The organism is Burkholderia territorii (assembly GCF_001718335.1).
In the GTDB taxonomy this organism is placed as follows: domain Bacteria; phylum Pseudomonadota; class Gammaproteobacteria; order Burkholderiales; family Burkholderiaceae; genus Burkholderia; species Burkholderia territorii.
In genome coordinates this window covers 1,724,027-1,742,109 of record NZ_CP013366.1, presented here as the reverse complement: position 1 = coordinate 1,742,109, position 18,083 = coordinate 1,724,027, and the positions used below count along the sequence as shown (strand labels likewise).

Sequence of the window (18,083 nt, the reverse complement as noted above, 5' to 3'; positions counted from 1 at the left end):
GCGGCACGGCCAGCGCATCACACGGCCGACGCCTCGGCCGATGCAGGCGCCCACCCGCCGCCCAATGCGCGATACAGCGCAATCGCGTTCGCGAGCCTGCGTTCCTTGAGCCGGATCAGCTCCTGCCCCGACTCGTACGTGCTGCGCTGCGCATCGAGCAGTTCGAGATACGTCGCGACACCGCCCGCATAGCGGCGTTCGGCGAGCTTCAGCCGCGCGCCGTCCGCCGCATGGACGTCCTGCTGCGCGGCGAGCTGGCGATCGATCCAGTCGCGCGCCGCGAACGCATCGGCCACTTCGCGGAATGCGGTCTGCACCGCCTTCTCGTACTCGGCGACCGCGATGTGCTTGCGTGCGTTCGCGACGTCGAGATTCGCGCGATTGCGGCCGCCCGCGAAAATCGGCAGCGTGATGCGCGGCGCGAACGTCCACACGCTCGTGCCGCCCGCGAACAGGCTCGAGAACGCATCGCTGACCGAACCGTAGTCGGTCGTCAGCGCGATGCGCGGAAAGAACGCCGCGCGCGCGGCGCCGATCTGCGCGTTCGCGGCCTTGAGCCGCGACTCGGCCTGCCGGATGTCGGGCCGCCGTTCGAGCAGCTCGCTCGGCGCGCCGGGCGCCACCGGCGCGATCGCGAGCGTGTCGAACGCGGTGCCGTCGGCCGGCACGGTGCGTGCAAAGTCGCCGGCGAGCAATTGCAGCGCGCGCACCGACTGCGCGTGTTCGCGCTGCAGCGCGGCCTGCGACGCACGCGCGGACGCAACCAGCATCTCGGCCGAGCGCAACTCGATCGCGTCGCTCGTGCCGGCCGCGTAGCGGCGCTGCGTGAGCGCGGCGATGCGCTCGCGCGCATCGAGCGTGCGCTGCGCCAGCGCCAGTTGCTCGCGCAACGACCGCTCGGAAACGTACGCGCCCGCGACTTCGGCGATCACGCCGATGAGCACCGTGCGCTGCGCGTCGGCCGTTGCGAAATACTCGGCGAGCGCTGCATCGGACAGGTTGCGCACGCGGCCGAACAGGTCGAGCTCGTATGCACTGATGCCCACGCCCGCACGATACAACCCGCTCACGGCGCTCTCGCGCACGACCGGGTCGTACTGGCGCGTACGCTCGTAGCCGAGATTCGCGTCGACCGACGGCATCAGGTCCGCGCGCTGCACGCCGTACAGCGCGCGCGCTTCGTCGAGCCGGCCGGCCGCGATCCGCAGGTCGCGGTTGTTCGCGAGCGCGGCGTCGATCCACGCCTGCAGCCCCGGATCGGTGAAATACGCGCGCCAGTCGTCGAGCAGCGCGGCATCGGCGGACGCGGACGCAGCCGCCTCGACGGCCTGCCGCGTATCGCCATCGACCGATGTGTAACTGGCCGGCACCGGCGCCGCCGGCCGCTCGTAGCGCGGTGCGAGCGAGCATCCGGCAAGCACGAACGCGAGCGCGGCAGCCAGCGCGAGCCGGGCCTGCGGCGGTGCGCACGCTTTCAGATGAAACGTCATTGAGAACCCTCCATCGTGGCCGGCTGGACGCCGCCGCGCCGGCGCGGGCCGACGTCGAACAGGCGGCCGACGATCACGAAAAACAGCGGGACGAGGAACACCGCGAGCACCGTCGCCGTGATCACGCCGCCGAGCACGCCGGTGCCGATCGCCATCTGCGCGCCGGACGCGGCGCCCGATGCGAATGCGAGCGGCAGCACGCCGACGCCGAACGCGAGCGACGTCATCACGATCGGCCTCAGCCGCAGGCGCGCGGCCTCGAGCGCGGCGTCGACGAGCGACATGCGCTGCGCGACCAGATCCTTCGCGACTTCGACGATCAGGATCGCGTTCTTCGCGGACAACCCGATCGTCGCGATCAGTCCCACCTTGAAATAGATGTCGTTCGGCATCGCGCGCAGCGTGACGCCGAGCACCGCGCCGATCACGCCGAGCGGCACGACCAGCATCACCGCGAACGGGATCGACCAGCTCTCGTACAGCGCCGCCAGCGCGAGGAACACGACGAGCACCGACAGCGCGAACAGCATCGGCGCCTGCGAGCCCGACAGCCGCTCCTCGAACGACTGCCCCGACCATGCATGACCGATGCCGGCCGGCAGCTTCGCGGCGAGCCGCTCGATCGCGGCCATCGCCTCGCCGCTGCTGTGCCCCGGCGCGGCCGAGCCGTTGATCGTGAACGACGGGTAGCCGTTGTAGCGCGTGAGCTGCGGCGGCCCGAGCGTCCAGTGCAACGTCGCGAACGCCGCGAGCGGCACCATCTCGCCGCGCGCGTTGCGCACGCGCAGCTTCTTCACGTCGTCCGGATCGAGCCGGTGCAGCCCGTCGGCCTGCACGATCACGCGGCGCACCTGCGTGCCGTGCATGAAGTCGCCGATGTAGTCGGAGCCGAACATCACCGCGAGCGTCGTGTTGATCTCGTCCATCGACACCCCGAGCGCCGACGCCTTCGCGCGATCGATATCGAGCTTCAGTTGCGGCGCGTCCTGCGTGCCGGCGAACATCAGGTCGGTGAGCGCCGGGTCCTTGCCGCCCGCCGCGAGCAGTTGCTCGCGCGCGGCGCTGAACGCCGCGTAGTCGAGCCCGCTGCGGTTCTGCAACCGGAAGTCGAAGCCGCTCGTCGAGCCGAGATCGGGCAGCGCCGGCGAGTTCATCGCGAACACCGTGGTATTCGCGGCACCCGCGAAGCGCTCGTTGATGCGCGCGACGATCGCCTGCACGTGATCGCGCGCGGCCTTGCGTTCCTTCCAGTTCTTCAGCGTGACGAAGATCATCCCGCCGTTCGGCCCTTCGCCGTACAGGTTGAAGCCGCCGAGCGCGAACGTGTACGCGGCCGGCTCGTCATGACGAATGTACGACTCGACCTCGCGCACGCTCTGCATCGTTTCCGCGAGCGGCGTGCCCTGCGGCCGGATCACCATCACCATGAAGTTGCCCTGGTCCTCGTCGGGCAGGAACGCGGTCGGCAGTTGCGTGAGCATCAGCGCGGCCGCCGCGCTCAGCGCGCCGTACACGACGAGCCAGCGCACCGGCTTCTTCAGCATCGCGCCGACGCGCGTCGCGTAACGCTGCGTCGCGCGTGCGACGAAGCGGTTGAACCAGCCGAAGAAGCCGCGCTTCCCGTGATGGTCGCCCGCCACCGGCTTGAGCAGCGTCGCGCACAGCGCGGGCGTAAGCGACAGCGCGAGAAACGCGGAGAAGCCGATCGACACCGCGAGCGCGAGCGCGAACTGCCGGTAGATGTTGCCCACCGCGCCGCCGAAGAACGCCATCGGCACGAACACCGACGTGAGCACGACCGTGATGCCGACGATCGCGCCGCTGATCTGCTTCATCGCCTTCACGGTCGCGTCGTACGGCCCGAGCCCCTCCTCGACCATCAGCCGCTCGACGTTCTCGACGACGACGATCGCATCGTCGACCAGAATGCCGATCGCGAGCACCATGCCGAACATCGTCAGCACGTTGATCGAGAAGCCGGCCGCATACATCACGCCGAAGGTGCCCGCGAGCGCGACCGGCACGACGAGCGTCGGGATCAGCGTCGCGCGCAGGTTCTGCATGAACAGGAACATCACGAGGAATACCAGCACGCCGGCCTCGATCAGCGTCGTGACGACCTTGTTCATCGACACGCGCACGAACGACGACGTCTCGTACGGGATCTGGTATTTCACGCCGGGCGGGAAGTATGCGGACAGTGCGTCCATCGTCGCGCGCACGCGCTTCTCGGTGGCCACCGCGTTCGAGCCCGGCGCGAGCTTGATGCCCATCCCGGTCGCGACCTTGCCGTTCACGTACGACGGATAGTTGTAGTCGTTGCCGCCGAATTCGATGCGCGCGACATCGCGCAGCGTCAGCGCGGAGCCGTCCGGCAGCGTGCGCAGCGCGATCGCGCCGAAGTCGGCCGGCGTCTTCAGCGGCGCGTCGGCGAACACCGTCGCGGCGATCGGCGCGGTGTCCGGCACCGCGCTGCGCCCGATGTCGCCGACCGTCACGCGCGCGTTGTGCGCGCGCACGGCCGACGAGATGTCCGACGCGGTGAGGCCGTGCCCGGCCATCTTCACCGGGTCGGGCCAGATTCGCATCGCGTATTCGGCGCCCCAGAACTGCACGCGGCCGACGCCGTCGACGCGGCGCAGCGCCTGTACGACGTTCGCCGATGCGTATTCGCCGAGCTGCACGTCGGTCATCCGGCCGTCGTCCGACGTCAGCGACACGACGAGCTGGATGTTGTCGGCGGCCTTCTCGACCTGGATGCCGTCACGCCGCACCGGCTCGGGCAGCCGCGCCTCGACCGTCTTCAGCCGGTTCTGCACTTCGACGGCCGCGAGATCGGCGTTGACGCCCTGCTTGAACGTCAGGTACAGCGACGCCGCGCCGGCGCTGCTCGTCGCGGACGTATACAGCAGCCCCGGGGCGCCGTTCATCTCGCGCTCGATCAGCGCGGTCACCGATTCCTCGACGACCTGCGCGGATGCGCCCGGGTACGTCGCATAAATGCTGACGACGGGCGGCGCGATGTCCGGATACTGCGCGACGGGCAGCGCGCGTATCGCGAACGCGCCGCCGAGCATGATGAAGAGTGCGATCACCCACGCGAAGACGGGGCGATCGATGAAGAAACGTGCCATGTTGGTCTATGTGAACCGGTCAGGTTTGACGGGCGGCCGCCTGCGACGCGGCCTTCGTCGGCGTCGACTGCTCGACGGGCTTGACGGCGCTATCGGGCGCGAACTGCGCGGCGTTCTCGACGATCACGCGCTCGCCGCCGGCGAGGCCGCGCGTGATGCGCCAGTCGCGTCCGCTCATCCGGTCGGCGACGACCTCGACGTCCTTCACCTTGCCGTTCGCGTCGACCACGCGCACCGACGTGCGCTCGGCGGTGCGCAGCAACGCATCGCGCGGCACGAGGATCGCGCGCTGATCGACGGCCGCGTCGAGCGCGATCCGCACGTACGCGCCCGGCAGCAGTTCGCGCTCCGGATTCGGGAACAGCGCGCGCATCGCGACGGTATCGGTGGTCGGGTCGACCGCGAGATCGCTGAACAGCAGCTTGCCCTTGAGCGGATACGCGGTCCCGTCGGCACGCAGCAGCGTCACCGCGACGTCGTGCTGCGCGATGCCCGTCGCGCGGCCGCTCTTCACCGCGCGGCGCAATGCATCGACGTCGGCCGCCGGCTGCGAGAAATTCACGTAGATCGGATCGAGCTGCTCGACGGTCGTGAGCGGCGTGGCCTGGTCCTGGCCGACGAGCGCGCCCTCGGTGACGAGCGCACGTCGTGCACGGCCGGAAATCGGCGCGGTGACGGTCGCGTAGTCGAGCTGCAACTGCGCGCGGGCGAGTTCGGCCTTCGCCGAAGCGACGGCGGCCTTCGCCTGCGCGTCGTCGGCAACGGCCTCCGTGTGATCGCGCTCGCTGACCGCGCGATCGCGCACCAGGTCGTCGTAACGGCGACGCTTGTCGCTCGCCGCGAGCGCGGCGGCCTGCGCCTTCGCGAGCGCACCCTGCGCGGCGTCGCGTGCGGCCTTCAGCGGTGCCGGGTCGATGCGGAACAGCACCGCGCCCTGCTTCACTTCCTGGCCTTCTTCGTAGGTGCGCGCCGTAACGATGCCCGCGACCCGCGCACGCACTTCCGCTTGCCGATACGCATCGAGCCGGCCGGGCAATTCGACGGTCATCGGCACGGCCGTCGGACGTACCGTCACGACGGTCGCGCGTTGAACGGCCTCGGGCGCGTTGCCCTGTTCACCCTTTCCGCATCCGCCCACGAGCAGCATGGCCGCGAGCGCGAACGGCGCCAGCCGAAGGCGGCGCCCCAGGGAGCGTTTGTTGTTCATGTATGACCTCGGATCGTTCGCCGCCGATACAATGCGGCGGCTCAGGGTGGCCGATTATAATCAGTCACGACTGATTAAATACAGGCCGTTTCAATCCGGCCGCCACACTGTCTCAATAAAACGACAGCGAACTGTAAGGAAATTCACGACATGGCCCGCAAGACCCGGGAAGAATCTCTTGCCATCAAGCACCGGATCCTCGATGCCGCCGAGCTCGTCCTGCTCGAAAAAGGCGTCGCGCAAACCGCGATGGCGGACCTCGCCGAGGCCGCCGGCATGTCGCGGGGCGCCGTGTACGGCCACTACCGCAACAAGATGGAAGTGTGTCTCGCGATGTGCGACCGCGCGTTCGCGCGCACGTCCGAAGGTTTCGACGCGGTCGACGGCCTGCCCGCGTTCGCCACGCTGCGCCGCGCGGCGTCGCACTACCTGCGGCAATGCGGCGAGCCGGGCGCGATGCAGCGCGTGCTCGTGATCCTCTATACGAAGTGCGAACAGAGCGAGGAGAACGGCGCGCTGCAGCGGCGCCGCATGCTGCTCGAGCTGCAGATGCTGCGTATCACCAAGGCGCTGCTGCGCCGTGCGATCGCGGCCGGCGAACTCGCCGCCGATCTCGACGTGCATCTCGCGGCCGTCTATCTCGTGTCGCTGCTCGAAGGCGTGTTCGCGTCGATGATCTGGACCAACCGGTTGCGCGGCAATCTGTGGAACGACGCGGAAGCGATGCTCGACGCCGGCTTCGACGCAGTGCGCACGTCCGCCGCGCTGCGCATGCGTGCGCAAAAATTGCCTGTCTGACGAAAAGCGGCGCAATAAATGCTGATTTAACCCGATTTACCGCACTGCGAAACGAGTGAGCCGACCCTCTTTAAAATTTTTAACGTTTCGCGGAACATCGGTAGACTGACGCTGTCATCTTTCTTTAGCGTCTTCGTGATAATCCGGGTGCGACCCGGAAAGCTCACGCCGCCGTTCGAAGCGGGCCTGCCCGCAAGTTGGGTCGAACGGAAACGACACAGGCCCCTGGCGGGGCCTGTTTTGTTGCACGCCCGTCGTCCGCCCCGTCGTCACCCGACGGACATGCCGCCGATGGCTCCCGCCCACACCTCTTTGAACCGCTTTTCTGGATGTGGACACCCTTGGTCAAGCCTGCCGCAACCCCTGATGCTTTCGCGCCCGGCCGCGCGCAGCGCCTCGTGCGCGCGCTCGTGCCGGCCGCCGTGCTCGGCGCCCTCGCCGCCTTCGGTCTCGCCGCCGCGCTGCCGGCCGTCTCGCAACTGCCGGGCGCCGTCGATTCCGGCACGGCCGCGCTGCCGCAGCGCGTGCTGTCCGACACGCCGTTTCCCACCGCGCAGCATTTCGTGACGAGCGAGCTCGCGCGCACGATCGGCGAGCGCAACGCACTCGACGAACATGGCGAGCGCAGCGTGCAGCCGGGCCTGTTCGCGCCGCTCAGCGCCCATCGCAAGGACATGCTCGGCTATACGAGCCTGTTCCAGTTCGCGCCGCCCGAACAGCAGCACGGGATGCGCGCGGGCGACATCGAACTCACGCTCTCCGACACGCTGAACCGTCTCGACGTGCCGCCCGAGGTGCGCATCCAGCTCGGCGATCTCGTCAGCGGCAAGGTCGCGATGCGCGCCAGCGCACAGCGCGGCGACTACTATCGCCTCGCTTACGACACCAACAACGGCACGCCGCACATCACCGCGCTCGAGCTGCGCGTCGCCGGCCGCACGTTCGGCGCGATCTGGTTCCGCGCGCCCGGCGCCGACCACGGTGCGTACTACACGCTCGACGGCGCACCGCTCGAAGCGGCCGCATTCACGATGCCCGTCAAGTGGACACGCATCAGCTCGTTCTTCGGCGAGCGCATCCACCCGCTGTCGCAGGCGATGGCGTTCCACACCGGCGTCGACCTCGCCGCGCCGTCCGGCACGCCCGTCAATGCGGCGGCCGACGGCGTCGTGTCGTTCGTCGGCACCGATCCGGGCGGCTATGGCCGCTATGTGATCGTCGATCATGCGGACGGCTATTCGACCTACTACGCGCATTTGTCCGCCTTCGCGCACGGGCTCAAGACCGGCGAAACCGTGAAGCAGGGCCAGCGCCTCGGCTCGGTCGGGATGACCGGCGCCGCCACCGGCCCGCACCTGCACTTCGAGGTACGCGTCGCGAACGATCCGGTCGATCCGCTCGTCACGCTCGCAAGCGCGCAGACGGGGCTGTCCGACATGCAGCTCACCGCGTTCCGCCAGGAAGCGGCGCAATGGCGCTTCCGCCTCGCGTCGATCAGCACGGCGCCGTTCGCATTCGCGCAAACCGACGGCCCGTTGTGGGGCGACTTCGCGACCGGTCCGTCGACGCTGCGCGCGGTCTTCGACACGCACTACAGCGCGTCCTGACGCCGACGCACCGAGGCGCCCGCCGCCGCTGGCGCGGGCGCACACTCTCCATCACCGGCAACGCGCCGCATGCATCGCACGCGGCCCGCCGTCACCGCGCCGGCTCCGTGCGCTCGGCCGCCTGCGCCACGCGCTCCGCACGCGGGCGACGCGACAACAGCCAGCGCGCCGCGCCGTCGAGCGACGTGCACAGCACGAGATAGATCGCCGCGACGAACAGGAAGATCGGCGCCGGATACACCATCAGCCGGTTGTTCACCTGCGTCGCGACGAACGACAGCTCCGGCACGCCGACGACATACGCGAGCGACGTGTCCTTCACGAGCGCGACCCACTGGTTGACGAACGACGGCGTCATGATCCGGATCGCCTGCGGCAGCAGCACGTAGCGCACCGTCTGCCACCGCGTGAGCCCGAGCGAAAGCCCTGCCTGCCACTGCCCGTCGCCGGCCGCGACGATGCCCGCGTGCACCGCATGCGCGAGATACGCGCCGCCGATCAGCGCCAGCGCGCACACGACCGTCGCGAGCCCCGGCACGTCCACGTGCAGCAGCATCGGCATCAGGAAATACGTCCAGAAGATCAGCATCAGCACCGGAATCGCGCGGAAGAAGCCGATGAACGCGAGCAGCAGCACGCGCAGCGGGCCGCGCGCGAGCGCCATCGCGACGCCAAGCGCGACGCCCAGCACGGCGGACGCGAGCGCCGATGCGATCGCGAGCACGAGCGACAGCGCGGCGCCGCCGAGCGGGCCGTCCGGGAACGCGCCGACGAGCAGGTACGGCAGGTTGTCGAGCAGCAGCGAGATGTCCATCGTCAGCGCCCCGCCCCGAGCCGGTCGCGCCATTGCGCGGCCGCGTATGCGGCGGCCTCGATCGCCGCGACCGCGACGATGTACAGCACGGTCGCGACACCGAACGCGGCGAAGGTCCTGAACGTCTCCGTCTCGACCTGCCGCGACGCATACGACAGCTCGGCGACGCCGATCGCCATCGCGAGCGACGAGTTCTTCACGAGATTCATGTATTGGCCGAACAACGGCGGCAGCGCGATGCGCACGGCCTGCGGCAGCACGACGTAGCGCAGCGACTGCATCGGCGTGAGGCCGAGCGCCGCGGCCGCCTCATGCTGCGCGCGGCGCACGCCGCGCAGTCCGGCTTCGCATTCCTCGGCGACGAACGCGGCCGTATACGCGCTCAACCCGAACCAGCCCGCGACGAACTCGAACGACGGCCACGCGAGCGTGACGATGCCCGCGCTCAGTTGATGGCGCGCGTTCAGCCATGCGACCCACGTATCGGGCAGCAACGACGCGACGCCGAAATACCAGAACAACAATTGCACGAGCAGCGGCGTGTTGCGCAACGCAACGACGTAACCGGAAGCCAGCATGCGCGGCACCGTGCCGCGTGCATGTCGCATGACGGCGAGCAGCAGCCCGCCCGCGGTCGCGGCGAGCGCCGCTGCGGCCGCGAGGCCGAGCGTCAGCAGGAAGCCCTGCCAGAGCCAGGACAGATATTTGGGAGCCAGGCCGAGCATGCGGTGGTGCGTGCGCAAAGCGCGCGATCGAAAAGAAACGGAAAGCGCCGCGCTCCGTGCGCACCGGCGCGGCCGGCGGCGGAACGCGGCACACGTGGCCCGCGGCTCAGGTCTTGTCGCCGATGCGGAAGATGCGCGTGAGCGGCGTCTTCGTCGTCGGCCCGAACCACGCGTCGTAGATCTGCCCCGCGCGGCCATTCGCCTCGAGGCCCTTCAGCGTGTCGTTGACGAAGCCGAGCAGGCGCGTCTCGCCCTTCGGCACGCCGACGCCCATGTAGTCGTTCGAGATCGTAAACGCCGGGATCTCGTAGTTCTGCTTGTCGGGCACGTTCGCGAGCAGGCCGATCAGTTTCGGCCCGTCCTGCGTGATCGCCTGCACGTTGCCGGCGCGCAGTGCGGCGAACGCGAACGGCGTGTCGTCGTACGCGACGATCGTCGCCTTCGGGAATTTCTCGCGCAGCGTGATCTCGTTGGTCGTGCCCTTGTCGGCGCCGACGCGCAAGCCGTTCAACTGGTCGGCCGATTTGAGCACGCCCTTCTTCGCGAGAAACTGCTGGCCCGACGAGAAATACGGGATGCTGAAGTCGACCTGCTTCGCGCGCTCGTCGGTGATCGTGAAGTTCGCGAGCACCAGGTCGACCTTGCCGGACGTCAGGAACGGAATGCGGTTCGCGGGATTGGTCGGCTGCAGCTGCAGCTTCACGCCGAGCTTGTCGGCCAGCGCCTTCGCATAGTCGACGTCGAGGCCGACGATGCGATTGCTTTTGGCGTCGACGTAACCGAACGGCGGATTGCTGTCGAAAGTCGCGACGCGCAGCACGCCGGCCTTGCGGATGTCGTCGAGGCGGTCCGCGTGCGCGAGCGTGCCGGACGTGACGAGCGCGGCCCCGACGAGCCACGTGGCGAGAGTGTGGATTTTCATGAGCACGACCTGATTTGTTATCAAGGCCGCCGCGGATCGCGCGGCGGCCGGTTCGAGGAACATCGCGACGCCGTGTATCGTCGCGAAGCCGCTAACGTATCAGCGCGTGCCGCGATTCCGAACCAACAAATGCTGCTTTGCTCTGCCGGATTCGTGATGACGCTCGCAGGCGGCGGGCGCGATGGCGTGCGTGGAAAAAAAGACGCCCGCTGCACGCAGCGGGCGCGAATCCCAGTCAAGGAGGTGTCACACGAACTACGCGCTCAGAATAAGAGCTTCACCGGCGGCCGACAACGAAGCGATTCCGATATCGATATCGCGCGTCCCGCGATGAGCTTGCCTGCGCTCGTGCGCACACGGCGCGCATGAAAAAACGGCGCGCCGCCTGTGTGGCGGAGCGCCGTCCCGTTGCCCGTTGCCGGTCGATGCAGGCAGCCTCGCGAGGCTGCCCCGGTCGATCACGGTTCGTGACGCAGATACCCTTCCTTGCTCGGATCGCGCATCCGCCAGGACACGATCAACGAGATCGCGCACAGCGCCGTCACGTACCAGTAGAAGGTTTCCTCGCTGCCGATCGACTTGAACCACAGCGCGACGTACTCGGCCGAGCCGCCGAAGATCGCGTTCGCGACCGCATACGACAGGCCGACGCCCATCGCGCGCACTTCGGGCGGGAACATCTCGGCCTTGATGAGGCCGCTGATCGACGTATAGAAGCTGACGATCGCGAGCGCGATCGTGACCAGCGCGAACGCGGCCGTCGGGCTCGTCACGGTCTTCAGCGCGTGCATCAGCGGCACCGTGCCGATCACCGCGAACGTGCCGAACAGGATCATCGACGTGCGCCGGCCGATCTTGTCGGACAGCGCGCCGAACACCGGCTGGATCAGCATGTAGACGAGCAGCGCGACGGTCATCACGTTGCTGGCCGTCTTCGCGTGCATGCCGGCCGTGTTGACCAGGTACTTCTGCATGTACGTGGTGAACGTGTAGAAGATCAGCGAGCCGCCGGCCGTGAAGCCGACCACCGTGAAGAACGCGCCCTTGTGCTGCCACACGCCGCGGATCGTGCCCGCATCCTTCTTGTCGCGCGATGCGCTCGTCGAGGTCTCGTCGAGCGATTTGCGCAGATACAGCGAGATCAGCGCGGCCGCCGCGCCACAGACGAACGGAATGCGCCAGCCCCAGGCCTTCAGCTCGTCGTTCGACAGCGCCTGCTGCAGGATCACGAGCACCAGCAGCGCGCACAGCTGGCCGCCGATCAGCGTCACGTACTGGAACGACGCGAAGAAGCCGCGCCGGCCCTTGAGCGCGACCTCGCTCATGTAGGTGGCGCTCGTCCCGTATTCGCCGCCGACCGACAGGCCCTGGAACAGACGCGCGACCAGCAGCAGCGCCGGCGCGAGCGCGCCGATCTGCGCATAGGTCGGCAGCACCGCGATCACGAGCGAGCCGCCGCACATCATCAGCACCGAGATCATCATCGCCGTGCGGCGGCCATGACGGTCGGCGATGCGGCCGAACAGCCAGCCGCCGATCGGACGCATCAGGAAGCCGGCCGCGAACACGCCGGCCGTGTTCAGCAGCTGCGTCGTCGTGTTGCCGCTCGGGAAGAACGCCGGTGCGAAGTACAGCGCGCAGAACGAGTAGATGTAGAAGTCGAACCACTCGACAAGGTTGCCCGACGAGGCGCCGACGATGGCGAACACGCGCCGCCGGGTGTCATGCGCGGACAGCGCAGCTTGGTCGGTCTGGACGTCCATGGGTTGGTCTGTTCCTTTTAGTGCTTTCTGGGCGAGACGGCTGGGGGCCGCCGCGTGCGGTCGCACGTGGCACCGGTTCCGGCGCACGGCGCTACGGGATTTTAGCGAAATGTAAAGTAACAGGCTTTCCGGGTTCGTCCGGATGTAGAAAAATTTTCTCCGGCCGCGCGTTCGCCATATGAAAACGCCAGCCGCGAGGCTGGCGTCAGATGCAAACTATTTCCGGCACGACGCTCAGACCCGCACCTCCGGCGGCACGTAGCGGCACTCGTAGCGCTTGCGCACGGTACCGGCCTCGTCGACGCTTTCCAGGAACACGTCGAACTGCCAGAGCCGCGCCATGTGCTTGAGCACCTCCTCGCTGTCGTTCGACAGATGGCGGTTGTCGGTCATGAAGTGGCGCAGCGTGAGGCTGCGGTCGCCGCGCGTGTTCACCGCCCACACCTGGATGTTCGGCTCGCGGTGATGGATGTCGTACTGCCGCGACAGCGCCTGCCGCACGTACTGGTAGCCGGACTCGTCGTGGATCGCCGATACCTCGAGCGAGTCGCGCATGTCGTCGTCGAGCACGGAGAACAGCCGCATCTCGCGAATCAGATTCGGCGACAGATATTGCGCGATGAAGCTCTCGTCCTTGAAGTTGCGCATCGCGTAGTGCATCGCCGGCAGCCACGGGGTGCCCGCGATCTCCGGGAACCACTTGTAGTCTTCCTCCGTCGGCGCCTCGCAGATGCGCCGAATGTCGCTCATCATCGAGAAGCCGAGCGCGTACGGATTGATCCCGCTGTAGTACGGCTTCGTGACGGGCGGCTGGTAGACCACGTTGCTGTGCGAATGCAGGAACTCCATCATGAAGCCGTCTTCCAGCTTGCCCTGGTTGTACAGCGTATTGAGCAGCGTGTAGTGCCAGAACGTCGCCCAGCCTTCGTTCATGACCTGCGTCTGCCGCTGCGGATAGAAGTACTGGCCGATCTTGCGCACGATGCGGATCACCTCGCGCTCCCACGGCTCGAGCAGCGGCGCGTTCTTCTCCGCGAAATACAGCAGGTTTTCCTGCGGCTCCGGCGGATAGCGTTCCTCCTGCTCCTCCATCAGCTCGGGCTTCTTGCCCGGCAGCGTGCGCCACAGCTCATTGACCTGCGACTGCAGATACGCCTCGCGCTCGCGCCGCAGCGCGGCCTCCTTCGACAACGACGGCTTCTGCGGCCGCTTGTAGCGGTCGACGCCGTAGTTCATCAGCGCATGGCATGAATCGAGCAGTTCCTCGACGCGATCGAGACCGTAGCGCTCCTCGCATTCGGCGACGTAGTTCTTCGCGTACACGAGATAGTCGATGATCGCGTGCGCGTCGGTCCACAGCCGGAACAGGTAGTTGCCCTTGAAGAACGAGTTGTGCCCGTACGCCGCGTGCGCGATGACGAGCGCCTGCATCGTCATCGTGTTTTCTTCCATCAGATACGCGATGCACGGATTCGAGTTGATGACGATTTCGTACGCGAGGCCCATCTGGCCGCGGCGATAACTCTTCTCGGTCGCGAGGAAGTGCTTGCCGAACGACCAGTGGCGGTAGTTGACCGGCATCCCGACCGACGCGTACGCGTCCATCATCTGCTCGGCGCTGATCAGTTCGAGCTGGATCGGATAGATGTCGAGCTCGTATTGCTCCGCGACCTGCGAGATGTGCGTGTCGTATTCCTCGAGCAGTTCGAACGTCCAGTCGGACGGGCACGGCAGCGGCTTGCGTTCGGCAACGTTCATACGCGCTTCCTTCTGCCCGGCAGCGGGCAAGTCGGCGGCCGGCGACGCCGGCTCGGCCCGGCCGCTTTGCTGCGATGCGGCAGGGCCGGCGGCGGTGTCGCCGGATGGGCGCGGCGCGTAGCCGCGCGACTCGTTGTGCAGATGGCGGGTCGTCATGACATTTCCACCTGCTTTTCGAACAATTCGCGAAACACCGGGTAAATGTCGGCAGCCGATTCGACTTTCTTCATCGCCAGATGTGGTTGCGACAGCGCGAGCTGCGCGTATTCCAGCCACAGGTTCTGCTCTTCGGGCGCGACCTGGATATACGCGAAGTAACGCGTCTTGGTGAGGATATCCTCTTCCAGGATTTTGCGACACTTCGGCGAATCGTCGGTCCAGTTGTCGCCGTCGGATGCCTGCGCACCGTAGATGTTCCATTCCGTCGGCGAGTAGCGCTCGTTCATCACCTTGCGCATCAGTTCGAGCGCGCTCGACACGACGGTGCCGCCGCTTTCGGTCGAATGGAAGAAGGTGTCCTCGTCGACCTCCTCCGCGCGCGTGTGGTGGCGGATGAACACGACCTCGATGCGCTCGTAGTTGCGCTTCAGGAACAGGTACAGGAGGATGAAGAAGCGCTTCGCGAGATCCTTGCGCTGCTCGTCCATCGAGCCGGACACGTCCATCAGGCAGAACATCACGGCCTGGCTCGACGGCTGCGGCTGCTTCACGCGGTTGATGTAGCGCAGGTCGAACGGATCGATGAACGGGATTCGCCAGATGCGCCCTTTCAGGTGATGGATCTCGGCCTCGAGCGTCGCGATTTCCGCGCGGCGGTCTTCCGGATCGCTCTTCAACGCCTCGAGCTGCGCTTCGAGTTCGCGCAACTCGTTGACGAGCGGCGAGCCGAGCGCGATGCGCCGGCCGAGCGCGCTGCGCAGCGAGCGCACGACGTCGATGTTGTTCGGCGTGCCTTCCGCCGACCAGCCCGCGCGCACGTTCTTCCAGCTCGGCACCGTCAGCAGGTGCGTCTTCACGAGGCGCGGCAGCTCGAGATCGTCGAAGAAATACTGCATGAATTCGTCGCGCGACAGCTCGAACACGAAGTCGTCCTGCCCTTCGCCCTCGTTGCTCGCCTGACTGCCGCCGCCGCCCGAGCCGCCCTGCGGGCGCGGGATCTTGTCGCCGCGCACGTAGTCTTCGTTGCCCGGGTGCACGTATTCACGGCGCCCGCCAGGCGCGTGCCGGAAATTCGGCTCGGCGATGTCCTTGCGCGGAATCGTGATGCTTTGCGTGCTCTGGATATCCTTGATGCTACGGTCGCGCACCGCGTCGGACACGGCACGACGAATGTAGTTCTTGACGCGACGCAGAAAGCGTTCGCGGTTGGCGATGCTCTTGTTCTTGCCGGCCAGCCTGCGGTCGATGATTTGATGAAGCACTCCCGGTCTCCCGCTCGAAAGTCGATCTGCCGGGGCACTCGCCGCGCATGCCGTGTGCCGTCATGCGGGCGGCGCCTCTGAAGGTGCCCGTACGGACTCGCCGTACGGGCGCGGTACCGCGCGCGTCATGACGACTTGCGCACGCGCAGGTACCAGTCGCAAAGCAGCCTCACCTGCTTCGGCGTATAGCCCTTCGCGACCATCCGGTTCACAAAGTCCTCATGCTTGCGTTGCTCCTCCGCCGAACCCTTCGCGTTGAACGAAATGACCGGCAACAGTTCCTCGGTATTCGAGAACATCTTCTTCTCGATCACGACGCGCAACTTCTCGTAGCTCGTCCACACGGGGTTCTTGCCGGCATTCGCCGCCCGTGCGCGCAACACGAAGTTCACGATCTCGTTGCGGAAATCCTTCGGATTGCTGATTCCGGCAGGCTTCTCGATCTTCTCGAGTTCCGCATTCAGCGCCGCGCGGTCGAAACTCTCGCCCGTGTCGTGATCGCGGAATTCCTGATCCTGGATCCAGAAGTCCGCATACGTGACGTAGCGGTCGAAGATGTTCTGCCCGTACTCCGAATACGACTCGAGATATGCCGTCTGGATCTCCTTGCCGATGAACTCCGCGTAACGCGACGCGAGCACGTCCTTCACGAACGACAGGTACTTCTGCTCCGTTTCCGGCGGGAACTGCTCGCGTTCGATCTGCTGCTCGAGCACGTACATCAAATGCACGGGGTTCGCCGCGACCTCGCTCGTGTCGAAGTTGAACACGCGCGACAGGATCTTGAACGCGAAGCGTGTCGACACGCCGGTCATCCCTTCGTCGACGCCCGCGTAGTCGCGATACTCCTGGTACGACTTCGCCTTCGGATCGGTGTCCTTCAGGTTTTCGCCGTCGTACACCTGCATCTTCGAGAACAGGCTCGAATTCTCCGGCTCATGCAGACGCGACAGCACCGAGAATTGCGACATCATCTTCAGCGTGCCCGGCGCGCACACGGCTTCGGCGAGCGACGAATTGCGAATCAGCTTCTCGTAGATCTTGATTTCTTCCGACACGCGCAGGCAATACGGCACCTTCACGACGAAGATCCGGTCGAGCAGTGCCTCGTTGTTGCGGTTGTTGCGGAACGCCTTCCACTCCGACTCGTTCGAGTGCGCAAGAATCACGCCGTCGAACGGAATCGCGCCGAATCCTTCGGTGCCCTTGAAGTTGCCTTCCTGCGTCGCGGTCAACAGCGGGTGCAGCACCTTGATCGGCGCCTTGAACATTTCGACGAATTCGAGCAGGCCCTGGTTCGCGAGACACAGGCCGCCCGAATAGCTGTACGCATCGGCGTCGTCCTGCGCGTACTGTTCGAGCTTGCGGATGTCGACCTTGCCGACGAGCGACGAGATGTCCTGATTGTTCTCGTCGCCGGGTTCGGTCTTCGCGATGCCGATCTGCCGAAGGATCGACGGATAGCGGCGCACCACGCGGAACTGACGGATGTCGCCGTTGTATTCGTGCAGGCGCTTGACCGCCCACGGACTCAGGATGCTCTTCAGGTAGCGGCGCGGTATCCCGTATTGCTCTTCGAGGATCGGGCCATCCTCGTCGTAGTCGAACAGCCCGAGCGGCGATTCGTTGACGGGCGAACCCTTCAGTGCATAGAACGGCACGCGCTCCATCAACTGCTTCAGGCGCTCGGCGATCGACGACTTGCCGCCGCCCACAGGGCCCAGCAAGTAGAGGATCTGCTTCTTCTCTTCGAGCCCCTGCGCCGCATGGCGGAAGTACGCGACCACCTGCTCGATCACTTCCTCCATTCCGTAGAACTCACGGAACGCGGGATAAACCTTGATAACCTTGTTCGCGAAGATCCGCGACAGGCGCGGGTCGTTGCGGGTATCGATTTGTTCTGGTTCCCCGATTGCAGCCAGCATGCGTTCGCCTGCCGTGGCGTACGCTGACGGATCGTTCTTGCAGAGCGCGAGATACTCCTCCAGCGAGAACTCTTCCTCTCGCGTTTTTTCGAAGCGGTTCGCGAAGCTGCTGTAAATATCCATGCTACCTCCTCGCCTGAGTCTGAAGACGTGCCTGCCTTCTATGACTGCGCAGAAGCAAGCGCGTTCGAATTCATCCTAAACCCTTTCTTATTTTTTTTCACGAACTCTTCGTATGAAGTTCGTCATTCTCGACAACACGGGCTGCGCAACGCATTTCGACGCTTTACAATCGATCTCCCGAGCCGCAGAAACTGCATCCGCCGCATCTTGTCGAGCATCGGAACATCTCGTGCGCCGGACACCTTCTCCGTCATCGCCGCGCCCTTCGTTCTCCCCTTCCTCCCTATACGTTCGAACAGGCGTTTCCGACGACACTTCGCGCGCACCGTTACAAATTTTTTTTGCATCGTCGGGAGATACCCGTAGCGCGGATGCGCACGCGCGATGCGCGGCCAC

13 protein-coding genes are annotated in these 18,083 nt (G+C 66.3%); 3 read left to right on the top strand and 10 right to left on the bottom strand.

Annotated elements, in window-relative coordinates; translation table 11 throughout:
• Positions 1-17 precede the first annotated feature (17 nt).
• Genes WS51_RS18670 through WS51_RS18660 form a run of 3 tightly spaced genes read right to left on the bottom strand, consistent with a single transcriptional unit; the run spans position 18 to position 5,831 of the window.
• On the bottom strand, positions 18-1,490 hold the full coding sequence (locus tag WS51_RS18670) for an efflux transporter outer membrane subunit (protein ID WP_069229619.1): 1,473 nt from the start codon (positions 1,488-1,490) through the stop codon (positions 18-20).
• Entirely contained in the window at positions 1,487-4,624 is a 3,138-nt protein-coding gene (locus WS51_RS18665) for a multidrug efflux RND transporter permease subunit (protein WP_069229618.1), read from the bottom strand. The genes WS51_RS18670 and WS51_RS18665 overlap by 4 nt, the downstream gene beginning before the upstream one ends.
• A gap of 19 nt (positions 4,625-4,643) precedes the next feature.
• Positions 4,644-5,831 carry a MexX/AxyX family multidrug efflux RND transporter periplasmic adaptor subunit gene (locus WS51_RS18660; protein ID WP_059771075.1) on the bottom strand — a complete coding sequence of 396 codons (1,188 nt, stop codon included), beginning with the start codon at positions 5,829-5,831 and terminating at the stop codon, positions 4,644-4,646.
• A 150-nt stretch (positions 5,832-5,981) separates the two neighbouring features.
• Between WS51_RS18660 and WS51_RS18655 the strand changes: the two genes are divergently transcribed.
• Together WS51_RS18655 and WS51_RS18650 are read left to right on the top strand one after the other, a co-directional pair.
• Positions 5,982-6,629, top strand: a complete 648-nt coding sequence (locus WS51_RS18655; RefSeq protein WP_059544608.1) for a TetR family transcriptional regulator — start codon at positions 5,982-5,984, stop codon at positions 6,627-6,629.
• Positions 6,630-6,970: 341 nt separating this feature from the next.
• On the top strand, positions 6,971-8,236 hold the full coding sequence (locus WS51_RS18650; RefSeq protein ID WP_167358008.1) for a M23 family metallopeptidase: 1,266 nt from the start codon (positions 6,971-6,973) through the stop codon (positions 8,234-8,236).
• 91 nt (positions 8,237-8,327) lie between these two features.
• Here WS51_RS18650 and WS51_RS18645 read toward each other — a convergent pair whose 3' ends face one another.
• The 3 genes from WS51_RS18645 to WS51_RS18635 all read right to left on the bottom strand — a co-directional run bounded on the left by WS51_RS18645 (position 8,328) and on the right by WS51_RS18635 (position 10,697).
• A complete protein-coding gene (locus tag WS51_RS18645) occupies positions 8,328-9,050 on the bottom strand; it encodes an amino acid ABC transporter permease (protein ID WP_059502179.1) in 723 nt (240 codons plus the stop codon).
• Between the two features lie 2 nt (positions 9,051-9,052).
• Positions 9,053-9,775, bottom strand: a complete 723-nt coding sequence (locus WS51_RS18640) for an amino acid ABC transporter permease (protein ID WP_060298854.1) — start codon at positions 9,773-9,775, stop codon at positions 9,053-9,055.
• A 106-nt stretch (positions 9,776-9,881) separates the two neighbouring features.
• A complete protein-coding gene (locus WS51_RS18635) occupies positions 9,882-10,697 on the bottom strand; it encodes an ABC transporter substrate-binding protein (RefSeq protein WP_059502177.1) in 816 nt (271 codons plus the stop codon).
• On the opposite strand from WS51_RS18635, the gene WS51_RS32155 reads away from it, so the two are divergent.
• Positions 10,686-11,066, top strand: a complete 381-nt coding sequence (locus WS51_RS32155) for a hypothetical protein (protein ID WP_155623706.1) — start codon at positions 10,686-10,688, stop codon at positions 11,064-11,066. The genes WS51_RS18635 and WS51_RS32155 overlap by 12 nt on opposite strands.
• 89 nt (positions 11,067-11,155) lie before the next feature.
• Here the strand turns inward: WS51_RS32155 and WS51_RS18630 are convergent, their stop codons facing one another.
• The 4 genes from WS51_RS18630 to WS51_RS18615 form a co-directional block, all read right to left on the bottom strand.
• Complete coding sequence (locus WS51_RS18630) at positions 11,156-12,460, bottom strand: MFS family transporter (protein WP_059449651.1); 1,305 nt, start codon at positions 12,458-12,460, stop codon at positions 11,156-11,158.
• A gap of 234 nt (positions 12,461-12,694) precedes the next feature.
• Positions 12,695-14,374 carry a SpoVR family protein gene (locus tag WS51_RS18625; RefSeq protein ID WP_069229616.1) on the bottom strand — a complete coding sequence of 560 codons (1,680 nt, stop codon included), beginning with the start codon at positions 14,372-14,374 and terminating at the stop codon, positions 12,695-12,697.
• On the bottom strand, positions 14,371-15,639 hold the full coding sequence (locus tag WS51_RS18620; protein WP_059449649.1) for a YeaH/YhbH family protein: 1,269 nt from the start codon (positions 15,637-15,639) through the stop codon (positions 14,371-14,373). Before WS51_RS18620 ends, WS51_RS18625 begins: the two co-directional genes overlap by 4 nt.
• Before the next feature lie 125 nt (positions 15,640-15,764).
• Positions 15,765-17,687 (bottom strand): PrkA family serine protein kinase, encoded by a 1,923-nt coding sequence (locus WS51_RS18615; protein WP_059449648.1) that lies wholly within the window; start codon positions 17,685-17,687, stop codon positions 15,765-15,767.
• Between the last annotated feature and the right edge of the window lie 396 nt (positions 17,688-18,083).